This is a genomic window from Nonomuraea endophytica (assembly GCF_014203235.1).
Lineage (GTDB): Bacteria > Actinomycetota > Actinomycetes > Streptosporangiales > Streptosporangiaceae > Nonomuraea > Nonomuraea endophytica.
This window is the reverse complement of record NZ_JACHIN010000002.1, coordinates 561,890-579,221: the sequence shown is the minus strand read 5'-3', so window position 1 is coordinate 579,221 and position 17,332 is coordinate 561,890. Positions and strand designations below refer to the sequence as shown.

The following is a 17,332-nucleotide window of genomic DNA, read 5'->3' as shown; positions in this document are numbered from 1 at the left end:
TATGACAATCGCCGGAGGCATCATCCTCATCATGCTCGGCGCGATCCTGACCTGGGCGGTCGAGTTCGACCTCGCCGGTCTTGACATCAATGTGATCGGCGTCGTCCTCATGATCGGTGGTCTGGCCGGGTTGCTGTTCGGCCTGTACCGCATGCACGTTACCCGCAGGGTGATTCAACAGCCGATCCCCGAGGACCCGCACGCGCGCCGTACGACGACCGTCTACGAGGAGAGGCGCCGTATCGACGAACCGCCGCTGTAGAGGGACTTGTGCGTACCCCGGGTCGCCGGGGTACGGTGGCGCGGTCCGAACGCGGGAGCCCGGTGCAACGGGCTGAGAGGACGGCTGGAGCAGCCGCCGACCGCCAGAACCTGATCCGGGTAATGCCGGCGAAGGGAGTTTGCGCGATGAGCGACGCGCGCTTTTCCAAGATCCATCTCGGCGACCTGCGGGTGCCCATGCGGCGGGTGCATCTGTCGAACGGGACGTCGGTGGAGCTGTACGACACCTCCGGGCCGGACAACCCCGACATCACCCGGGGTCTGCCGCGGCTGCGGGAGGTGTGGGTGCTCGAACGCGGCGACGTCGCCCGCTACGGCGGCCGCCAGGTACGGCCCATCGACGACGGCTTCAAGGAGCAGCAGGCCTGGGCCCGCGCGAACACCGAGGTCTTCCCCGGCGACGGGCGCAAGCCGCTTCGGGCCACCGGGGCGCCCGTGACCCAGCTCGCCTACGCGCGGCGCGGGGTGGTCACCAAGGAGATGGAGTTCGTCGCGGTCAGGGAGGGGGTGAGCGGCGAGTTCGTGCGCAAGGAGGTGGCGGCCGGGCGGGCGATCATCCCGGCCAACGTCAACCATCCGGAGAGCGAGCCGATGGTCATCGGCCGCAACTTCCACGTGAAGATCAACGCCAACATCGGCAACTCCGCGGTCGCCTCCTCGATCTCCGAGGAGGTGGAGAAGATGACCTGGGCCACCCGGTGGGGCGCCGACACCGTGATGGACCTGTCCACCGGCCGCAACATCCACACCACCCGCGAGTGGATCATCAGGAACGCGCCGGTCCCGATCGGGACCGTTCCGATCTACCAGGCGCTGGAGAAGGTCGGCGGCGTGGCGGCCGACCTGTCGTGGGAGGTCTACCGGGACACGCTGGTCGAGCAGTGCGAGCAGGGCGTCGACTACATGACCGTGCACGCGGGGGTACGGCTGGCGTACGTGCCGCTGACCGCACGGCGCAAGACCGGCATCGTCTCGCGCGGCGGCTCGATCATGGCGGCGTGGTGCCTGGCCCACCACCGGGAGAGCTTCCTGTACAAGCACTTCGAGGAGATGTGCGAGCTGCTGGCGAGCTACGACGTGGCGTTCTCGCTCGGCGACGGCCTGCGGCCCGGCTCGATCGCCGACGCCAACGACGAGGCGCAGTTCGCGGAGCTGCGCACGCTGGGCGAGCTGACGAAGATCGCCCGAGCGCACGACGTGCAGGTCATGATCGAGGGGCCCGGCCACGTGCCCATGCACAAGATCAAGGAGAACGTGGACCTGCAGCGCGAGATCTGCGACGACGCGCCGTTCTACACGCTGGGCCCGCTGGTGACCGACGTCGCGCCGGGCTACGACCACATCACCTCGGGCATCGGCGCCGCGATGATCGGCTGGTACGGCACCGCCATGCTCTGCTACGTCACCCCCAAGGAGCATCTGGGCCTGCCGGACAAGGACGATGTCAAGACCGGGGTCATCACCTACAAGATCGCGGCCCATGCCGCCGACCTCGCCAAGGGGCACCCGCGGGCGCAGGAGTGGGACGACGCGCTGTCGGACGCCCGCTTCGAGTTCCGCTGGGAGGACCAGTTCAATCTGTCGCTGGATCCGGTGACGGCCCGCTCGTTCCACGACGCGACGCTCCCGGCCGAGCCCGCCAAGACCGCGCATTTCTGCAGTATGTGCGGGCCGAAGTTCTGTTCGATGAAGATCACCCACGATGTCCGGAAATATGCGCAGGAGCATGGGTTGACGGACTCCGCTGCCATCCAGGTGGGGATGGCGGAGAAGGCGGTGGAGTTCACCGAACTCGGGGGCGAGGTCTACCTGCGGGGGCAAAATCCGGCGGACCCAAAATAGCGAGTAGGACTCACATTGGGTCTTGACTGGCGTCTGTAAGGAGCCCACGCTGAGGGCGTGATCAGCCGCATACTCGCCGTCCTGGTCGCCATCGCCCTGCTCGCGTTACCCGCCCCCGCGTTATCCCGCAGCGAGCAGCCCGTGAGCGGCTTCATCGACGCGCACAGCCACCTGATGTCCTACGAAGCGTTCGGCGGCAAGCTGCTCTGCGGCAAGCCGTTCGACCCGGGCGGCATCGCCAGGGCTCTGGTCGACTGCCTCGACCACTTCCCGAACGGCGAAGCCGCCTGGTTCGAGAACTTCACCCGCACCGGTCAGCCGACCGGCACCCACGACCCCGTCGGCTGGCCCACGTTCAGGAGCTGGCCGGCCCACGACTCGCTGACTCACCAGCAGGCCTACTACACCTGGATCGAGCGCGCCTGGCGCGGCGGGCTGCGGATCATGGTCAACGACCTCGTGGCCAACCGCCAGCTCTGCGAGATCTACCCGCTGAAGACGAACCCCTGTGACGAGATGGGCTCCATCCGGCTGGAGGCCCGCCGTACCTTCGAGATGCAGGACTACATCGACCAGCAGAGCGGCGGCCCCGGCCAGGGCTGGTTCCGCGTGGTCAAGAGCCCGGCCGAGGCCCGCTCGGTCATCGCCTCCGGAAAGCTCGCCGTGGTGCTCGGCATCGAGACCTCGGAGCCGTTCGGCTGCCGGCAGACGCTCGGCATCCCGCACTGCACCAAGGCCCAGATCGACCGGGGCCTGGACGAGATGTACGAGCTCGGCGTCCGCTCCATGTTCGTCTGCCACAAGTACGACAACGCCCTGTGCGGCGTCCGCTTCGACTCCGGCACCCAGGGCGCCATCGTCAACCTGGGCAACTTCCTGTCGTCGGGCCGCTTCTGGCAGACGGAGGCGTGCACCGGGCCGCAGCGCGACAACACCATCTCGCCCGCGGTGCTCCCGCCGGAACTGGCCCGCTGGCTGCCGCCCGGCGTCAGCCTGCCCGTCTACCCGCCGGGACCGCACTGCAACAGACGGGGGCTCACCTCGCTCGGCGAGCACATGGTCAAGGGCATGATGAGCCGCGGCATGCTCATCGAGGTCGACCACATGAGCGTCAAGGCCGCGGACCGGACGCTCACCCTCCTGGAGCAGGCCGGCTACGCGGGCGTGATCTCCTCGCACAGCTGGACAGACGCGCTCAACTACCAGCGGATCTACCGGCTGGGCGGCATGGTCACCTCATACGGCCACGGGGCCGAGGGGTTCGCCAACGCCTGGCGTGAGACCAAGCCGCTGCGCGACGCGGCGGGCCGCCCCGGGTTCGGGTACGGCCTCGACGCCAACGGCCTGGGTAAACTGCCGGCTCCTCGGGCCGGCAGCGCGGTGGCGTACCCCTTCCACTCCCACGACGGGTCGGTCAGCTTCGACCGGCACAGCACGGGACAGCGGACATGGGACTACAACGTGGACGGCGTCGCCAACTACGGCCTGGTGCCCGACTGGATCGAGGACATCAGGTCGCTGGCCGGCGACGCGTTCGTCCGGGACATGGCTCAGGGGGCCGAGGCCTACCTGAGAACCTGGGAAACGGCTGAAACGGTTGAGAGGTGAGAGAAGGCGGGCCGGTTCTGTCCGGCCCGCCTTCCTCACACATTGAAGATGCTGACTCCGCCGGGACCCACGAGGAATCCCAGCACGATGAGGACGATGCCCCACAGGATGTCCCGCCGGGCCAGGATGACGTAGATCCCGGCGACGACGAGAATGACGGCGATGATCCAGAGCAATGTAGCCATGGTCATGCTGCTGCCCTCAGGATTTCTCCTCTAACGTGCCCTTGCTGCGATAGATGTCGGTGATGGGCTGGATGAGCCAGAACCACCCGGCTGTGAGTGCCACCACGGCGCCGAACAAGGTGGCCGGCCAGACGTTCAGCACGACCTCGGCCACCATGGCCACCGCCGCGGTCATGGCGATCAGCAGAAGCACCGCTCCCGCGATGCCCAGGGAGTTCGCGCGTTTGATCATGCGCTCCTTGAGGCCGGTGCGGAAGAAGACCCGGTGCTGTGCCGCGGGCGTGATGAAGCACACCGACGCCAGCGCGGCGCCCATGAGCGCGACGAAGAACAGCCACAGCCCCGTGGTGTCCACTTTGCCGAATCCTTGCTGAAAAGGAACGGTCAGCAGGAAGGCGAACAGCACCTGGACCCCGGTGACCGCGACGCGCAGGCCCTGCAGCAGCTCGCTCAGCTCGCGATCCACGCGTTCCTTGTGAGACTCGCGCTCTCTGTCCGACTCGCCGTGAGAAGTGTCCGTCATGCTCGGGCGCTACCCCGCAGAGGCGCTGACATACCGGCCGCGGTGTGGATACGATCCGCGGCAACGGAACTTCGGCGGAGCCGCCCATGATCAACGAATGGATTCCACCCGGGGTCGATGCCACCCGGCCGAGCGTGGCTCGTGTATACGACGCGCTGCTGGGCGGCACCGAGAACTTCACCGTGGACCGGGCCGTGGCAGAACACCTGGCCGCGGCGGTCCCCGAGGTGGTCAGCCTCGTCTGGTGCAACCGCGCCTTCGTCGGCCGCGTCACCGACCACCTGGTGCGCGAGGCCGGCGTCACCCAGCTCATCGACCTGGGCGCCGGCCTGCCGACGATCGAGAACACCCACGAGGTCGCCCAGTTCGCCAACCCCGAGGCCCGCGTCGTCTACGTGGACCTCGACCCGATGGTCGAGCCGCACGCCCGCTCGATCCTGCGTACCAACCTGCGCGCCACGGCCATCACCGCGGACGCCACGGACGTCGACGCCGTGCTCGGCGCCGCCGACCTGCTCGACCTGATCGACTTCTCCCGGCCGGTGGGCCTGCTCATGATGAGCCTGCTGCACCTGTTCCCCGACGATGACGACCCGCACGGGCTGGTCAAGCAGTACATGGACGCGCTGCCGCGGGGCAGCTACCTGGCCGCCTCCAACATGATGACCTCCCACAACCCCAAGGCGAAGGCGCTGGAGGCGATGCTGCACGCCACGATGGGCACCGGCCGCTTCCGCACCGCCGAGTCGATCAACCGCTTCTACGACGGCCTTGACATGGTCAGCCCCGGCCTCGTCCACCTGCCCCACTGGCGTCCCGAGGGCAGTCCGGGGCCGCTGGAGACCTGGGAGGAGCTCCTGCTGGGCGGCGTGGCCCGCAAACCCTAGGGATGGGCGGTCCAGCCGGTTTCGGCGGCCCACTCTTCGGCGACCACGGCGACCAGGTCCACCACCGGGTCCTTGACGTCGGAGTAGTCGCCCGTCTCACGCACCGCCCCGGCCAGCCGCCGCTTGAAGTCCGCATAAGCCGGTACGGCGAGCGGATGCGCCCGGAACCAGTCCCGAAACAGCAGCGCCAGGCGGTCGTTGGGCGCGCCGAGCACCCGCACGTGCAGGTTGACCTCGTCCTCGGGGCGCCCCCGCCGGGTCCAGAGCCGTTTCGCCCATCTGGCGGGGTCGTCCTCCAGCCCCGCGGGCACGTGGTCGCTCCGGTACGGCGACATCGTGAACCCCAGCGCCTCCAGGGGCCCGCCGAAGACCCGCTCGGCCTCGTGCAGGTCGAGGACGCTGACCTGCAGGTCGAACAGCGGCTTGGCGGCCATGCCGGGGATCGAGGTGCTGCCGATGTGCTCCACGTGCAGCGCCACCGGCCCGAGTACGCGCCGGAGCTCCGCCCGCAGCCGCGCCGCCCGCTCCTTCCAGTCGGGATCATGGGGCACGACTACAGGGCGTCCGGTCATCGGCCCAGAATCTCAGAGCCGGCCGTTGCGCCGCAAAACGTCGACGGTGTTGAAGGTGGCGACGCCGCGCCACTCCAGGGCGCCGGCGGGCGAGATCTTCGCGTACTCGACGGTCCAGCCGCCGTCCGCCTTCTGCCCGGCGGCCAGCCGGTCGAGGTCGGCCTCGATCTGGGCCGGGGTGAACAGGGCACGCGCCGGGCGATCGGGGCGCGGGGCGAAATCGAGCGGGGTGAGCTTCTCGTCGGCGGTGCCGCCCTCCACGGGGACCTCGCCGTTGCCCGGGATGAGCTTGGCCAGGCCGTTCAGGAGGGCGGCGGCCTCGGGCTCGCGGTCGTGGACGGCGTCCAGGAAGCGGATGGCGAACGACAGCACGTAGGCGTGCGGGTGCGTGTCCAGCGCGCGGATGGCGTCCAGGCAGTAGCGGATCGCGCGGTCCAGCCACGGATGCCCCGCCACCGACGGGACGTGGAGGGCCGCAGCCGCGCTCACGGCGGTGATCTGCAGCGAGGAGGTGGTCGCGTCGCCGCCGCTCCACCACGGGGCGGTGCCCGCCCGCACGGTCAGCGGCAGCGAGAACGGCAGGCCGCCGTCGGGCAGCGTCACCGTCTCCAGCCAGTCGCACAGCCGTTCCGCATGGACGGCGACGGCCGGGGCCATCTCCGCGAACACCTCGAAGGCGTGCAGAGCGGCGCCCGGCTGGCTCTCCGGGGATCGTAGGTCGGGCTCCAGGCCCCAGCCGTAGCCGCCGTCCGGGTTGCGGTAGGCGTCCACCGCGGGCAGCAGCCCGGCGGGGTCGCCGGAGCCGAGCAGGACATCGAAGCGCCGCCGGTCCAGGACACGCGCGTGCGTGGCCATGAAGTCGGCGGCGGCGGTCAGGTCAACAGTCATGACCTCATCCTTCCCGCGCCGCCCCGGACCGGTCTTGCAAGTTTCCGCCGTGTCTAGCCCCGGCGGGCGGCGGAGGTGACGCGCTTGAGGATGCGGTCCCACTCGGTGCCGAACGGGTTGTCCTGCACCAGGTAGGTCCACGTCGCGGAGGGGCGTTTTAGGTCGGGCTCCGGCGACTCGAACGCCTCCAGCGAACGCCGCTCGATCTCGGCCTGCAGCGACTTGTACTCAGCGACCGCCTCCCGGTGGAACTCGTCGATCGGGCTCATCCGGCCGAGCGCCCGCAGGTGGATGCCCTCGCGCAGGTCGGTGAGGAAGGCCAGGTGCTCGGTCCAGCAGGTGTCGATCGCGTGCAGCACGATCTGGCGCGCGGTCTCCTCGCGGGTGTCGTCGGGCAGCGCGTCCCACCGCTCGCCGTCGGCCTCGGCCAGCGCCTTGGCGGCCGAGTCGGTGTGGAGGACCTTGTCGCGCCACTCCAGGATCAGCTCGCGCTGGTGCTCAAGCAGGCGGGTGTAGCGCCAGGTGTTGCGGTGGATCTCCAGGTTGACGCCCTCGGCGACCCGCTGGGCGTGGCCGACCAGGTAGGCGCCGCGGCGGTGGCGTACCAGGCCGTCGGGGTCGGCGGCGGGCGGGCGCTCGTCCGGGACGAACTGGGTGATCAGGTCGTCCTGCATGCTGACGAAGAAGACCGAGCCGCCCGGGTCGCCCTGGCGGCCGGCGCGGCCGCGCAACTGGTCGTCCAGGCGGCTGCTGGCGTGGCGGCCGGAGCCGATCAGGTAGAGGCCGCCGAGCTCGGCCACGCCGTCGCCCAGGCGGATGTCGGTGCCGCGGCCGGCCATCTGGGTGGAGACCGTGATCGCGCCGCGCTCGCCGGCCCTGGCGATGATCGCCGCCTCTTCCGCGTCGTTCTTGGCGTTGAGGACGACGGGCTCCAGGTTACGGCGCTGCAGGAGCTTGGCGAGGTTCTCCGACTCGGCGACGTCCAGGGTGCCGATGAGGATCGGGCGGCCGGTGGCGTGCGCCTCCTGGATCTCCTCGACGAGCGCCGCGTCCTTGTCGGGCACCGTCGGGTAGATCCGGTCGGGCTCGTCCTGGCGGATGGCGGGGGTGTTGGGCGGGATGACGGCGACCTTCAGGCCGTAGAACTCGCCGAGCTGCTCGCTGACGGCGACCGCTGTGCCGGTCATGCCGGAAATCTTGGGATAGCGCTTGATCAGGCCCTGGATGGTGAGCGAGTCGAGGATCTCGCCCTTCTCGCTCGGCGGCAGCGCCTCCTTGGCCTCCACGGCCGCCTGAAGGCCGTCCGGCCAGCGCTGCAGCAGCGCCACCCGGCCGCGCGACGGGTTGATCAGCTGCACCTTGCCGTCGCGCACGATGTAGTCGACGTCCTTGGCCAGCAGCGCATGGGCGTGCAGGGCCAGGTTCAGCTCGATGAGCGTGCTCGGCTCGTTCTCGTCGTAGAGCTCGACGTCGAGGATGTTCTCCACGCTGTCGGCGCCCTTCGGCGTCAGGTAGACGTTGCGCGCGCCCTCGTCGATCTCGTAGTGGTAGCCGCGCACCAGCGTGCGCACCAGCGCCGCCATTTCAGGTACGGCGCTGCCCTCGTCGGCCGCCCCCGCCATCACGAGCGGCACCCGGGCCTCGTCCACGAGCACCGAGTCGGCCTCGTCGATCAGCGCCACCTCGGGCTCCGGCACCAGAACCGCCGCCGCGTCCGTACGCAGCCGGTCACGCAGCACGTCGAAGCCGATCTCGCTGACCGGGCCGTAGGTCACGTCGCAGGAGTAGGCGGCGCGGCGCTCCTCGGGCGTGGAGTTCTGCCCGATCCAGCCGACGCTGACGCCCATGGCCTCGTAGAACGGCGCCATCCACTCGGCGTCGCGCCTGGCCAGGTAGTCGTTGACCGACATCACGTGCACACGCTTGCCCTGCAGCGCGTACCCGGCCGCCGCCATCGCGCCGGACAGGGTCTTGCCCTCGCCGGTCGCCATCTCGGCGACGTGACCGTGGAGGAGCGCGAGCGTCCCAAGCAGTTGCACGTCGTACGGCCGCAGCCCGAGCGTGCGGTCGGCGGCCTCGCGGGCGACGGCGCAGAACTCGGCCAGATCGTCCATGGACGGCTCAGGCAGATCGTCGAGCTTGCCGATCCGGTCGGCGCGGGTGTTCGCCGTCTTGACGATCTTCATGTACGGACTCAGGTTCACCCCACCTGGACGGTCCAGGAGATTCCTGATCATTCCGGTAATCGAGGCCACGGTTCCTCCAACGCGCGCTCCCTCGGCACCGTTCCCCCTTATTCCCCCGATAAGGGGTCCGGTACGGCAGGCACCGCCGTACCGGACCCTAACTCACCTTTGCCCGTGCACGGTCAGAACCACGACAGCGGCCAGCAGCAGAACACATCCCGACCAGGCCGGAAGCGTCAGCCTTTCGCCGAACAGCACCACTCCTATCATCGCCGCTCCCACGGCCTCCCCGAGCGAGATGACCGAGACGGTTGTGGCCGGGAGTGCCGTGAGGGAACGGAAGAACAGCGCGTAGGCCAGCGCCGTCGGGACCGCGCCCAGGAACAGCAGCGTGGCCGCCGTGCTCAGCGTGAACTCCGGCAGGATGCCCCCCGCCAGCGGGAACGGCGCCAGGCAGGCGGCGCCCACCGCGAACCCGCCCACCGCCGTGGCCTCCGGGTCGCCGTTGTGGCGGCGGGAGTACAGGGTGACGGCGGCGTAGCCGAGCGCGGACAGCAGCGACCACGCCACGCCCGTCGTCGTCCCTTCTCCCGTGCCGCCGCCCGTCAGCAGGGCCAGGCCCGCCAGGGCGGCGGCCAGCGCGACCAGGCCGACGCGGCTGAGGCGCTCGTTCAGCAGGAACCTGCCGCCCAGGGCGGTGAGGACCGGGGTGGCGCCCATCGTCACCACGGTGGCCAGGGCGATGCCGGACTCGGCGATGGCCGCGAAGTAGGCCGCCTGATACACCGCCATCCCCACCCCCACCACCCCAACCCGCGCCACCCCTCTGACGCTCCACCGCCCACCCACAGAACTCGCCCCACCCGAGCCCTTGGCCACCCACCGGTTGCCCGCCGTCACAGTGGGCCGGTCGCTGGCGTCGGCCCTTCTTGCCGACGCGGCGCCGAAAAGCTCGGCGTCCGTGGCGCGGGTGGCGCCATCTCGTGGCCACCACCTGGCGATCCGGCTGTTGCTCGCCGTGTCGGTGCGCCGGTCTCCGCCGTGGTCGCTTCTCGCCGACGCGGCGCTGAAGAGCCTGGGGAGCCGGGAGGGGGCGAGGTGCCGCGACGGTGTGGGGTGGGTTCGGGTGGGGTGGGTTCGGGTGGGGTGGGTTCGTGTGGGGTGGAGGAGGAGGGGGAGGAGGAAGGCGGCGCCCAGGAGGTAGCGCCAGAACGAGACGGAAACCGGGTCCAGGGTGGTGAACAGGAGCGAACCGGCGGCGCCGCCGGTGCCCCAGGCGGCTGCGGCGATGGAGGCGTACACCACGCCGCGGCGCGCGGAAATCGGGGTCATGACTGATCTTTCCGGATGAGGTGGATGAGGCCCGCGCGCGGGCAGCGCTCACCACCGGGCCCGATCTCGGGGTATCCGGGGAAGGAGGTCAGCCGCCCGCTAGAGGGCGGGCGGCGGGGAGCAGATCAGTCGTCCGTACACAGGGTCCACTTTAGCGGGGCCTTCATCTGGAATTCGCCCACGCGTCCGTGATCAGGCGGAAGTCATCCAGGGAGGCGGGGCGGCCGTCGATTTGGGTGCCGACGACGTGCTCGCGGAAGTAGGCGTGCAGCCGTACCACCGCGCCGGAGGCGTTGCGGAAGCCGTGCGGCGTGCCCGGCGGGACGAAGATGACGGCGCCGGGCCCCACGAGGCGGGTCTCGTCGCCGAGGAAGGCCTCGGCCTCGCCCTCGTCGATGATGAGCACCTCCTCCCCTGTGTGCCGGTGCAGGGGGATGCCCTCGCCGTCGGCGAGGTGCTCGAAGTTGAGCACGATGTCCTTGACGTAGTGGCCGTCGGCGCGGACCGGGTCCATGACGGGCCAGGTGAGGGAGCGCGGCTTGGCGGGGTCGGGGAAGGGCCGGTAGTCGGGCCTGTCGATGATCGTCATGTCTCCGATCGTGGACCCACCCGAAATCTCGCGGAAGAACGCACTTTTTCCTGCTCAAGGCACTTCCACGTACCTGACAGAAGGTGGCAGGTACGGCTGGCAGAGTAGTCTCCATGACAACCAAGGCCAAGCTTCTGGCGTTCACCCTCGACTGCGCGGAGCCCAAGCGGCTCGCCGAGTTCTACCACCAGATCACCGGTTACGAGATCCAGTACTCCGAGGACGAGTACGCGGCCGTCGGTGACGGCACCGTGTCCCTCTATTTCGGTCGGGTCCCGGACCGTAAACCGGTCACCTGGCCGAGTCCCGACAAGCAGTTCCACTTCGACTTCCGGGTGCCGGACGTGGAGAAGGCGGTCGCCGAATACGTGGAGCTCGGAGCCACGAAGCCCGAGTTCCAGCCGGGTGTGACCGAGGAAGGCACCCGATGGGTGGTACTCCAGGACCCCGAAGGGCATCTCTTCTGTGTATGCCCTTCCTCCTAAAGGCTGATCCGAGAGCGGACACCGAGCCATAAGCTGGGTGAATGCTCTTGAAAGGTTCCATGCCCCTCTGCGGGCGCCCATGACGTGGGTCGGTCTGGCGATTGCTCTGGCAGGGGCACTGGGATACGCGCTCGGCGCGGCGCTGCAACAGTACGAGGCGGTGGCTCAGGGGGCGACGCTCAAGCTCGTCAAACGCCCGCGCTGGTGGATCGGGGGCGTCATCGGGTTCACCGGCGCCAGCTTGCACGCGGTGGCGCTGAGTTTCGCGCCGCTCGTGGTGGTGCAGCCGATCAGCGTGGCCACGCTGGTGTTCGCGGTGCCGCTGGCGGCGTTCATGTATGGGCGCAAGCCGTACAAGGCGGAGATCTTTGGGTCTATCGCGGTCGCGGTGGGGTTGCTGTGGCTGATGCTGCTCGTCCCGCAGGAGCACGTGACGCCGCGGCTGGGGACCCCTGCGGCGCTCGCGTTCCTGGCGGTGATCGGTGTCGTCGTGCTGATCACGCAGGTGGCGGCGCGGCGGGTCGAGGGGGCGAACAAGGCGCTGCTGCTCTCGGTGGGGGCGGGCGCGGTGACGGCCAGTGTGTCCACGTTCGTACGCGTGGTCGGGGGCGGGCTTGAGGGCGACCTGAGCAGGCTGCTGCACTGGTTCACGCTGGCGGTGCCGGTCCTGCTGATCTGCGCGGTGGTGCTGCTGCAGAAGTCCTACGCGGTGGGATATTTCGGCATCGCGTACGCCGGTGTGCAGGTGATCGACCCGATCACCTCGGTGCTGGCCGGCGCGATCCTGCTCGGTGAGCCGCTGCCGACCAGCCCATCGACCGCCGTGCCCGCGGTCATCGCCGCCGCGCTGACCGTCGGCGGCACGATCACGCTCGGCCGGTTGGCGCCCGACCACTCGAAGGACCGGCCGGCGCCGGTGGCCGCCAGTCCAGAACCGAGTCCATTGCCCGCAACATCAGATCTGCGCTGAACCTGCCGGCCACCCTCATGCCGAGATCCCGCAGCCCGATCGCCACCGGGTTGCGGATCTTCGTCGCCCGGCAGATCGCCATGGACCTTCTGACGATCTCCGCGGTACGGCCCAGCCGCGCCTCGGTGTAGTCGGCCAGGTCCCCGCCCGCGTGGTGGGCGAGCACGACCGCGTCCTCGACCGCCTGGCAGGCGCCCTGCCCGAGGTTGGGCGTCATCGGATGGGCCGCGTCGCCGAGCAGCGCCACCCGGCCCTGGTGCAGGCGGGGCAGCGGGGTCGCCAGGTAGTAGACGTCGTTGCGCAGGATCGCGCCCGGGTCCACCGCGTCCAGCATCGCGGGGATCGGCCGGTGCCAGTTCCCGAAGCGCCGCAGCAGCTCGGCGCGCTCGTCGGCGGCCCGCCCGCCGGGCGCGGCGAGGTCGGTGGCGTAGAAGTACACGAGGTCGTCGGCCAGCTGATGGGTCCCGAACACCAGGCCGGCGCCCCAGCTCTCCGCGCTGTGGACCGTCACGCCCTCGGGCCGCCGCAGCAGCCCGCGCCAGGCGGTCACTCCTGAGTAGACCGGCTCCGGGTGTCCGGGGAAGAGCTGCCGCCTGGTCCCGGACCGGATGCCGTCGGCCGCGACGACCAGATCGGCCCGGAGGGTTCCGGCCTCGGTCTCGACCGTGCCGCTCTCCGGATCCAGGCCGGTGACCTCGGTGTCGAGCCGGATGTTCGCCTGGCCGAGCCGGTCGGCCAGCAGGTCCACCAGCACCCGCCGCAGTAGGAGCACGACGCCGTCGCCGTAGCGGAGCCGGGCGCGTTCCTGCGAGGTCCGCGAAAGCCAGCGCCCGTCCGCCTTGCGCAGCCCGGCGGCGCCCTGCACGCGGGCCAGCTCGCGCACCGGGTCCCCGAGCCCGACGGTGTCCAGGGCGCGCAGCCCGTTGGGGGAGACGGCCAGGCCCGATCCCACGTTCTCCAGCGCCGGGGCCCGCTCCAGGACCGTCACGTCCCAGCCCTTGAGCCGGAGCGCCAGGCCCGCGGTCAGCCCGCCCACGCCGCCGCCGATCACCACTGCCGTCGCCATCGCCCACTCCTTCACTACGCCTGTAGTTCGACCGTACTACAGGCGTAGTTTCAACTACAAGTGTAGTATCCGATGCCGTGAACCGTTCCGAGCTCATCGCGGAGACCGCGATCGCACTGCTGTCCGAGCGGGGCATGCGCGGACTGACCCACCGCGCCGTGGACGAGGCCGCGGGACTCCCACCGGGCTCCACCTCCAACCTGGCCCGCACCCGCGCCGCCCTCCTGGAGCTCACGCTGAACCGCCTCACCGTCCTGGAGCGCAGAACGTTCGAGTCGGTGATCCAGCCCGGCGCCCACCCGATCGACCAGCTCGCCGCCGCCCTCCACAAGCAGCTCCAGGACAGCCGCCGCACGCTGGCCCGCTACGAGCTCGCCCTGGAGGCCACCCGCCGCCCGGAACTCCGCACGATCTATGACGCGGCCGGCACCCAGTTCCGCGCGCCCGCAACCGCCCTCGCCGCCGCCCTGGGCTCCACCGATCCGGTACGGCACGGCCGCCAGCTCATCGCCTACGCCGAGGGCCTGGTGTTCGACGCGCTGGCCGGGGCGGGCGAGATTCCCACCTACGAGGACCTGCGCAAGGGCCTCGAAGAGCTGGTGCGCGGCATGACCGGTCACCAAGGGTCACTCGCCAAGCCCGCCGAGCCCGGAGGTGAGCGGGGTGATCGGAGATGATCGGGCGAGGTCGGGGGTGCGCGGGCGAGGCCAGGGATGAGCGGGTGAGACCGGAGGTGAGCGGGGTGATCAGAGATGATCGGGCGAGATCAGGGGTGGGCGGGTGAGGCCGGGGGTGCGCGGGCGAGATCGGAGGGGAGCGGGGGTGCGCGGGCGAGACCAGGGGTGAGGGGGTGAGGTCGGGGGTGAGGGGGTGAGGTCGGGGGTGAGCGGGTGAGATCGGGGGTGAGCGGGTGAGATCGGGGGTGAGCGGGTGAGATCGGGGGTGAGCGTTAGTGTGGGGCGGTGCGTGGGGGGCGACACAGGTCGCGGTAGGGCAGCTCGGGCAGGTGCCTGGCCCACTCGTCCCGGCTGAGCCCGCCCGAATCCGCGCAGATCGCCTCGGCCGACCTGGCCGCGGGCACCTGGGCGGTCCGGTAGACGCCGTCGGCCGCGATCGACAGCACGGTCCCACGCCCGCCCAGCACCCAGATCCCGGAGCTCGACTGATCGAAGACCGCCTGCACCGGCCGGTCCCCGCCCGCCAGCGGCACCTGGCGGTCCACCGTGAGCGTGCCGCTGGCCACCCGCCAGACCCGGACCCGGTCGCTGTCGGTCCCGGCCAGGTACTTGCCGTCGGGGCTGAAGCGCAACGTGCCCGACGAGGGCTGCAGCGGCGTCGACAGCATCGGCACCCCGGTCAGGTCGTAGAGCTGCACCCCGTCCTCGCCGGCGATGGCCACCCGCGAGCCGTCCGGGCTGAAGACGGTGTAGTCGGGCGGCATCCGCTCCAGCCACGGCGCCGGGGTGACCCGCCCCGTGTGCAGGTCGTCGATCACCGAGCGGCGGCCGTCGAACTCCAGCACCCGCCGGTCGTCCGGCCCCACCACCACGAACCGGCCGGCGAACTCCTCCTCGTCCAGGCCGAGGTTCCAGGCCCACCGCTCGCCGTACTCGCTGCCTTCGGCGAACAGGAAGGCGCCTCCCGGGCTGAACCACGCCGCGTGCCGGCCCGGCTGGCTGAGTCCCCGGGCGAACTTGACCTTGACGCCGCCGCCCGCCGTCGTGTCCCAGAAGTAGGTGCGCTCGATGCCGACCAGCGCCAGGTCACGTTCCAGCGACGACCAGGCGATGGCCCGGATCTTCTCCGGCGGGCCGGGCGTGGTGGCGAGTTGTTCGCCGGTGAGCGTGTCGAAGATCCGCAGCACGCCGTCGGTCAGGGCGGCCAGCTTCCGGCCGTCGGCGCTCAGCGTGTGCAGGGACCGCTCGGTCGCCGTCGGGTCGGTGAACGAACCGCTCACCGGGTCGGTGTCGGACTTGGCGAGCTGTCGCTCGGCCTCCGGCACCGGCGCCAGGGCCCACGAGGTGAAGCTCAGCTTGCGGGCCAGCACCGGGTCGCTCGGCCTGATCGTCTCCGCCCTGGTGGCCGCGACTCTGGCCATCGCCTCGTCGACCTTGCCCTGGGCGGTGCCGTACTGCCAGATCGCGACCGCGAGCACCACGACCGCCACGGACGCCGCCACGATCCAGCGGCGGCGGCCTCTGCGGCGTCCTGACGTCAGCCCGGCGTCGAGGAAGGCCTGTTCGTCGCCGCCCAGCGTGACGTGCCGCCGCCCGGTGGCGGCCCAGGCCAGCGCCCGGTCGAGCGTGCCGTCGTGGAACAGGTCGGCCTCGCGCCGCCCGCCGCTCTCCCACCGCCGCGCCGCCCGCGCCAGCTCCCGGTGTACGGCCAGCCCGTCGCGCTCGGCGTCGAGCCATTCGTGCAGCCTCGGCCACGCCCGGAGGAGCGCCCCGCAGCCCATGGCCACGTTCTCCTCGTCGAGGGTCAGCAGCCCGGCCTCGCCGTACACCTCGAGCACGCGCTCGATCGCGACGGCCTGCTCCGGCGTGCGGCCGGCCACGAGCTCGGCTCGGCGGACGGTCACGCGGGTGTCGTCGCCGCGCTCGTCCATGCCCACCAGGCGGAGCAGCACCTCGGGGACGAGCTCTTGCTCGGCCCGGCTGAGCGCGGCGTAGAGCTGCTCGGCGCGGGTGCCGAGCGGCGGGTCGTGCACCGGCTCGGGCGGGAGTAATCGGCCCTGCTGCGACTGCGGCTGGTCCAGCAGCGACATGAGCAGCTGGCGGGCGCCGGGACGGCGTTCTGGGTCGGGGTTGAGGGCGGCGGTGACCAGGTCGGCCAGCGCGAGGTCCAGCTCGGCGAGGCCGCCGGCGGCGAAGGCGAGCAGCAGGCCCCAGGCGCGCACGTCGTCGGCGGGCCCGCCCGCGGCTCCGGTGCCGAGGCCGACCAGGCGGGGGCCGTCGTCGGTGAGCAGGACGGCGCCGGGGTCGAGCGCGCCGTGGACGGCTCCGGCCTCGTGGATGGCGGCCAGCGCGGTGGCCGTGGCGGCGGCCAGGCGGTAGAGGTCGTCGGCCGAGTAGGGGCCCCGGGTCTCGACGGCCCGGCGCAGGCTGCGTCCCTCGACGTAGTCGCTGATCAGGTAGGTGGTGGCCACCTCGACCACGGCGGCGACGTGCAGGCTCTTCACGCGCCGCAGCGGCTCGGTGTCCTCCGGCGGCACGCACTGGGTCAGGGCACGGCGCAGCCCCGACTCGTCGTAGGCCTCAACGGTGCGCCCACCGAGCCGGATGCCCAGCCAGTAGCCCCCGAGCCGATCATCCATCAGGGGTTAGACGCCGCCCTTCGGCTAACGGTTCAGACGAGCCCGGTGCTCGGGCCACTCCTCTTCGAGGATGCCGAAATAGGCGGAATCGCGCCAGGTGCCGTCGGGGCGTCTGCGGTGCCGGCGCAGGGTTCCCTCGTGGACGCCGCCGATGCGGGCGACCGCCGCCTTGGAGCGTTCGTTGAGGTCGTCGGTCTTGAACATCACCCGGTTGTAGCCGAGGGAGAAGGCGTGGTCGATCAGGAGGATCTTGCAGTTGGTGTTGACCTCGGTACGCCAGGCGGCGCGGCCGTACCAGGTCCAGCCGATCTCGACGCTCTCGTCGAACCCGGGCACGTCCGCGTAGGTCGTCTGGCCGATGGTGCGGCCCCGGTGGATCACCGCGAAGGCGACGTGGTTGGCGACGACGCCCTTGACGATCCGGGCCAGGTCCTCCTTGGTGCGCGGGGTGGGCGCGGGCATCCAGCGCCAGACCTCGTCGTCGTCGCCTCCGGCGGCGAACAGGTCGGGGACGTGGTCGAGGGTGAGCGGTTCGAGCCGGACGACGTCGTTCTCGAGCACGGTGGGAGCGGGCATGCGCGCGGTCATGCCGCTCAGCTTA

Annotated in this window: 17 protein-coding genes and 1 riboswitch; of the genes, 7 read left to right on the top strand and 10 right to left on the bottom strand. The window is 70.7% G+C overall.

All coding sequences use genetic code 11. The annotated features are described in order from the left end of the window. The first annotated feature begins 1 nt into the window (after position 1). From HNR40_RS10760 to HNR40_RS10750, 3 genes are all read left to right on the top strand, one after another. Positions 2 to 262 carry a DUF6458 family protein gene (locus tag HNR40_RS10760; protein ID WP_184960253.1) on the top strand — a complete coding sequence of 87 codons (261 nt, stop codon included), beginning with the start codon at positions 2 to 4 and terminating at the stop codon, positions 260 to 262. A 41-nt stretch (positions 263 to 303) separates the two neighbouring features. Then, positions 304 to 416: riboswitch (TPP riboswitch) on the top strand. Continuing rightward, positions 409 to 2,124, top strand: a complete 1,716-nt coding sequence (gene thiC / locus HNR40_RS10755; RefSeq protein ID WP_281395129.1) for a phosphomethylpyrimidine synthase ThiC — start codon at positions 409 to 411, stop codon at positions 2,122 to 2,124. (Overlaps the previous riboswitch by 8 nt.) Positions 2,125 to 2,181: 57 nt before the next feature. Next, positions 2,182 to 3,732 (top strand): amidohydrolase family protein, encoded by a 1,551-nt coding sequence (locus HNR40_RS10750; RefSeq protein ID WP_312896275.1) that lies wholly within the window; start codon positions 2,182 to 2,184, stop codon positions 3,730 to 3,732. A 35-nt stretch (positions 3,733 to 3,767) separates the two neighbouring features. Here HNR40_RS10750 and HNR40_RS10745 read toward each other — a convergent pair whose 3' ends face one another. Together HNR40_RS10745 and HNR40_RS10740 are read right to left on the bottom strand one after the other, a co-directional pair. Continuing rightward, on the bottom strand, positions 3,768 to 3,917 hold the full coding sequence (locus HNR40_RS10745; protein ID WP_181019798.1) for a GPGG-motif small membrane protein: 150 nt from the start codon (positions 3,915 to 3,917) through the stop codon (positions 3,768 to 3,770). 16 nt (positions 3,918 to 3,933) lie between these two features. Further along, on the bottom strand, positions 3,934 to 4,440 hold the full coding sequence (locus tag HNR40_RS10740; RefSeq protein WP_184960249.1) for a DUF6328 family protein: 507 nt from the start codon (positions 4,438 to 4,440) through the stop codon (positions 3,934 to 3,936). A gap of 86 nt (positions 4,441 to 4,526) precedes the next feature. Here HNR40_RS10740 and HNR40_RS10735 point away from each other — a divergent pair, with 86 nt between their 5' ends. After that, on the top strand, positions 4,527 to 5,327 hold the full coding sequence (locus HNR40_RS10735) for an SAM-dependent methyltransferase (protein WP_184960247.1): 801 nt from the start codon (positions 4,527 to 4,529) through the stop codon (positions 5,325 to 5,327). Here the strand turns inward: HNR40_RS10735 and HNR40_RS10730 are convergent. The 5 genes from HNR40_RS10730 to HNR40_RS10705 form a co-directional block, all read right to left on the bottom strand. Continuing rightward, a complete protein-coding gene (locus tag HNR40_RS10730; protein ID WP_184960245.1) occupies positions 5,324 to 5,899 on the bottom strand; it encodes a GrpB family protein in 576 nt (191 codons plus the stop codon). The genes HNR40_RS10735 and HNR40_RS10730 overlap by 4 nt on opposite strands. Before the next feature lie 12 nt (positions 5,900 to 5,911). Continuing rightward, on the bottom strand, positions 5,912 to 6,787 hold the full coding sequence (locus tag HNR40_RS10725; protein ID WP_184960243.1) for a hypothetical protein: 876 nt from the start codon (positions 6,785 to 6,787) through the stop codon (positions 5,912 to 5,914). A gap of 53 nt (positions 6,788 to 6,840) precedes the next feature. Continuing rightward, positions 6,841 to 9,024 carry an accessory Sec system translocase SecA2 gene (gene secA2, locus HNR40_RS10720; protein ID WP_184960241.1) on the bottom strand — a complete coding sequence of 728 codons (2,184 nt, stop codon included), beginning with the start codon at positions 9,022 to 9,024 and terminating at the stop codon, positions 6,841 to 6,843. Between the two features lie 111 nt (positions 9,025 to 9,135). Further along, positions 9,136 to 10,305, bottom strand: a complete 1,170-nt coding sequence (locus HNR40_RS54400) for a DMT family transporter (RefSeq protein WP_246508806.1) — start codon at positions 10,303 to 10,305, stop codon at positions 9,136 to 9,138. A gap of 163 nt (positions 10,306 to 10,468) precedes the next feature. Beyond that, positions 10,469 to 10,894: a cupin domain-containing protein gene (locus tag HNR40_RS10705; RefSeq protein ID WP_184960238.1), complete on the bottom strand. Its 426-nt coding sequence runs from the start codon at positions 10,892 to 10,894 to the stop codon at positions 10,469 to 10,471. 113 nt (positions 10,895 to 11,007) lie between these two features. Between HNR40_RS10705 and HNR40_RS10700 the strand changes: the two genes are divergently transcribed. Then, complete coding sequence (locus tag HNR40_RS10700) at positions 11,008 to 11,379, top strand: VOC family protein (RefSeq protein ID WP_184960236.1); 372 nt, start codon at positions 11,008 to 11,010, stop codon at positions 11,377 to 11,379. 79 nt (positions 11,380 to 11,458) lie between these two features. Continuing rightward, a complete protein-coding gene (locus tag HNR40_RS10695; protein WP_184960234.1) occupies positions 11,459 to 12,349 on the top strand; it encodes a DMT family transporter in 891 nt (296 codons plus the stop codon). Here the strand turns inward: HNR40_RS10695 and HNR40_RS10690 are convergent. Then, complete coding sequence (locus HNR40_RS10690; RefSeq protein ID WP_184960231.1) at positions 12,246 to 13,415, bottom strand: FAD-dependent monooxygenase; 1,170 nt, start codon at positions 13,413 to 13,415, stop codon at positions 12,246 to 12,248. The genes HNR40_RS10695 and HNR40_RS10690 overlap by 104 nt on opposite strands. Positions 13,416 to 13,492: 77 nt before the next feature. Here HNR40_RS10690 and HNR40_RS10685 point away from each other — a divergent pair, with 77 nt between their 5' ends. Next, on the top strand, positions 13,493 to 14,092 hold the full coding sequence (locus HNR40_RS10685; RefSeq protein WP_312896274.1) for a TetR/AcrR family transcriptional regulator: 600 nt from the start codon (positions 13,493 to 13,495) through the stop codon (positions 14,090 to 14,092). A 272-nt stretch (positions 14,093 to 14,364) separates the two neighbouring features. Here HNR40_RS10685 and HNR40_RS10680 read toward each other — a convergent pair whose 3' ends face one another. Together HNR40_RS10680 and HNR40_RS10675 are read right to left on the bottom strand one after the other, a co-directional pair. After that, complete coding sequence (locus HNR40_RS10680) at positions 14,365 to 16,731, bottom strand: nSTAND1 domain-containing NTPase (RefSeq protein WP_184960229.1); 2,367 nt, start codon at positions 16,729 to 16,731, stop codon at positions 14,365 to 14,367. Positions 16,732 to 16,755: 24 nt separating this feature from the next. Beyond that, entirely contained in the window at positions 16,756 to 17,319 is a 564-nt protein-coding gene (locus HNR40_RS10675) for a GNAT family N-acetyltransferase (protein WP_184960227.1), read from the bottom strand. Positions 17,320 to 17,332 lie beyond the last annotated feature (13 nt).

What these genes read in the sequence shown, in the direction of transcription:
- HNR40_RS10760 (WP_184960253.1), top strand. Translation starts at nt 2, where the DNA reads ATGACAATCGCCGGAGGCATCATCCTCATCATGCTCGGCGCGATCCTG.
- thiC (WP_281395129.1), top strand. Translation starts at nt 409, where the DNA reads ATGAGCGACGCGCGCTTTTCCAAGATCCATCTCGGCGACCTGCGGGTG.
- HNR40_RS10745 (WP_181019798.1), bottom strand. Translation starts at nt 3,917, where the DNA reads ATGGCTACATTGCTCTGGATCATCGCCGTCATTCTCGTCGTCGCCGGG.
- HNR40_RS10740 (WP_184960249.1), bottom strand. Translation starts at nt 4,440, where the DNA reads ATGACGGACACTTCTCACGGCGAGTCGGACAGAGAGCGCGAGTCTCAC.
- HNR40_RS10735 (WP_184960247.1), top strand. Translation starts at nt 4,527, where the DNA reads ATGATCAACGAATGGATTCCACCCGGGGTCGATGCCACCCGGCCGAGC.
- HNR40_RS10730 (WP_184960245.1), bottom strand. Translation starts at nt 5,899, where the DNA reads ATGACCGGACGCCCTGTAGTCGTGCCCCATGATCCCGACTGGAAGGAG.
- HNR40_RS10725 (WP_184960243.1), bottom strand. Translation starts at nt 6,787, where the DNA reads ATGACTGTTGACCTGACCGCCGCCGCCGACTTCATGGCCACGCACGCG.
- secA2 (WP_184960241.1), bottom strand. Translation starts at nt 9,024, where the DNA reads ATGATCAGGAATCTCCTGGACCGTCCAGGTGGGGTGAACCTGAGTCCG.
- HNR40_RS54400 (WP_246508806.1), bottom strand. Translation starts at nt 10,305, where the DNA reads ATGACCCCGATTTCCGCGCGCCGCGGCGTGGTGTACGCCTCCATCGCC.
- HNR40_RS10705 (WP_184960238.1), bottom strand. Translation starts at nt 10,894, where the DNA reads ATGACGATCATCGACAGGCCCGACTACCGGCCCTTCCCCGACCCCGCC.
- HNR40_RS10700 (WP_184960236.1), top strand. Translation starts at nt 11,008, where the DNA reads ATGACAACCAAGGCCAAGCTTCTGGCGTTCACCCTCGACTGCGCGGAG.
- HNR40_RS10695 (WP_184960234.1), top strand. Translation starts at nt 11,459, where the DNA reads ATGACGTGGGTCGGTCTGGCGATTGCTCTGGCAGGGGCACTGGGATAC.
- HNR40_RS10690 (WP_184960231.1), bottom strand. Translation starts at nt 13,415, where the DNA reads ATGGCGACGGCAGTGGTGATCGGCGGCGGCGTGGGCGGGCTGACCGCG.
- HNR40_RS10680 (WP_184960229.1), bottom strand. Translation starts at nt 16,731, where the DNA reads ATGGATGATCGGCTCGGGGGCTACTGGCTGGGCATCCGGCTCGGTGGG.
- HNR40_RS10675 (WP_184960227.1), bottom strand. Translation starts at nt 17,319, where the DNA reads ATGACCGCGCGCATGCCCGCTCCCACCGTGCTCGAGAACGACGTCGTC.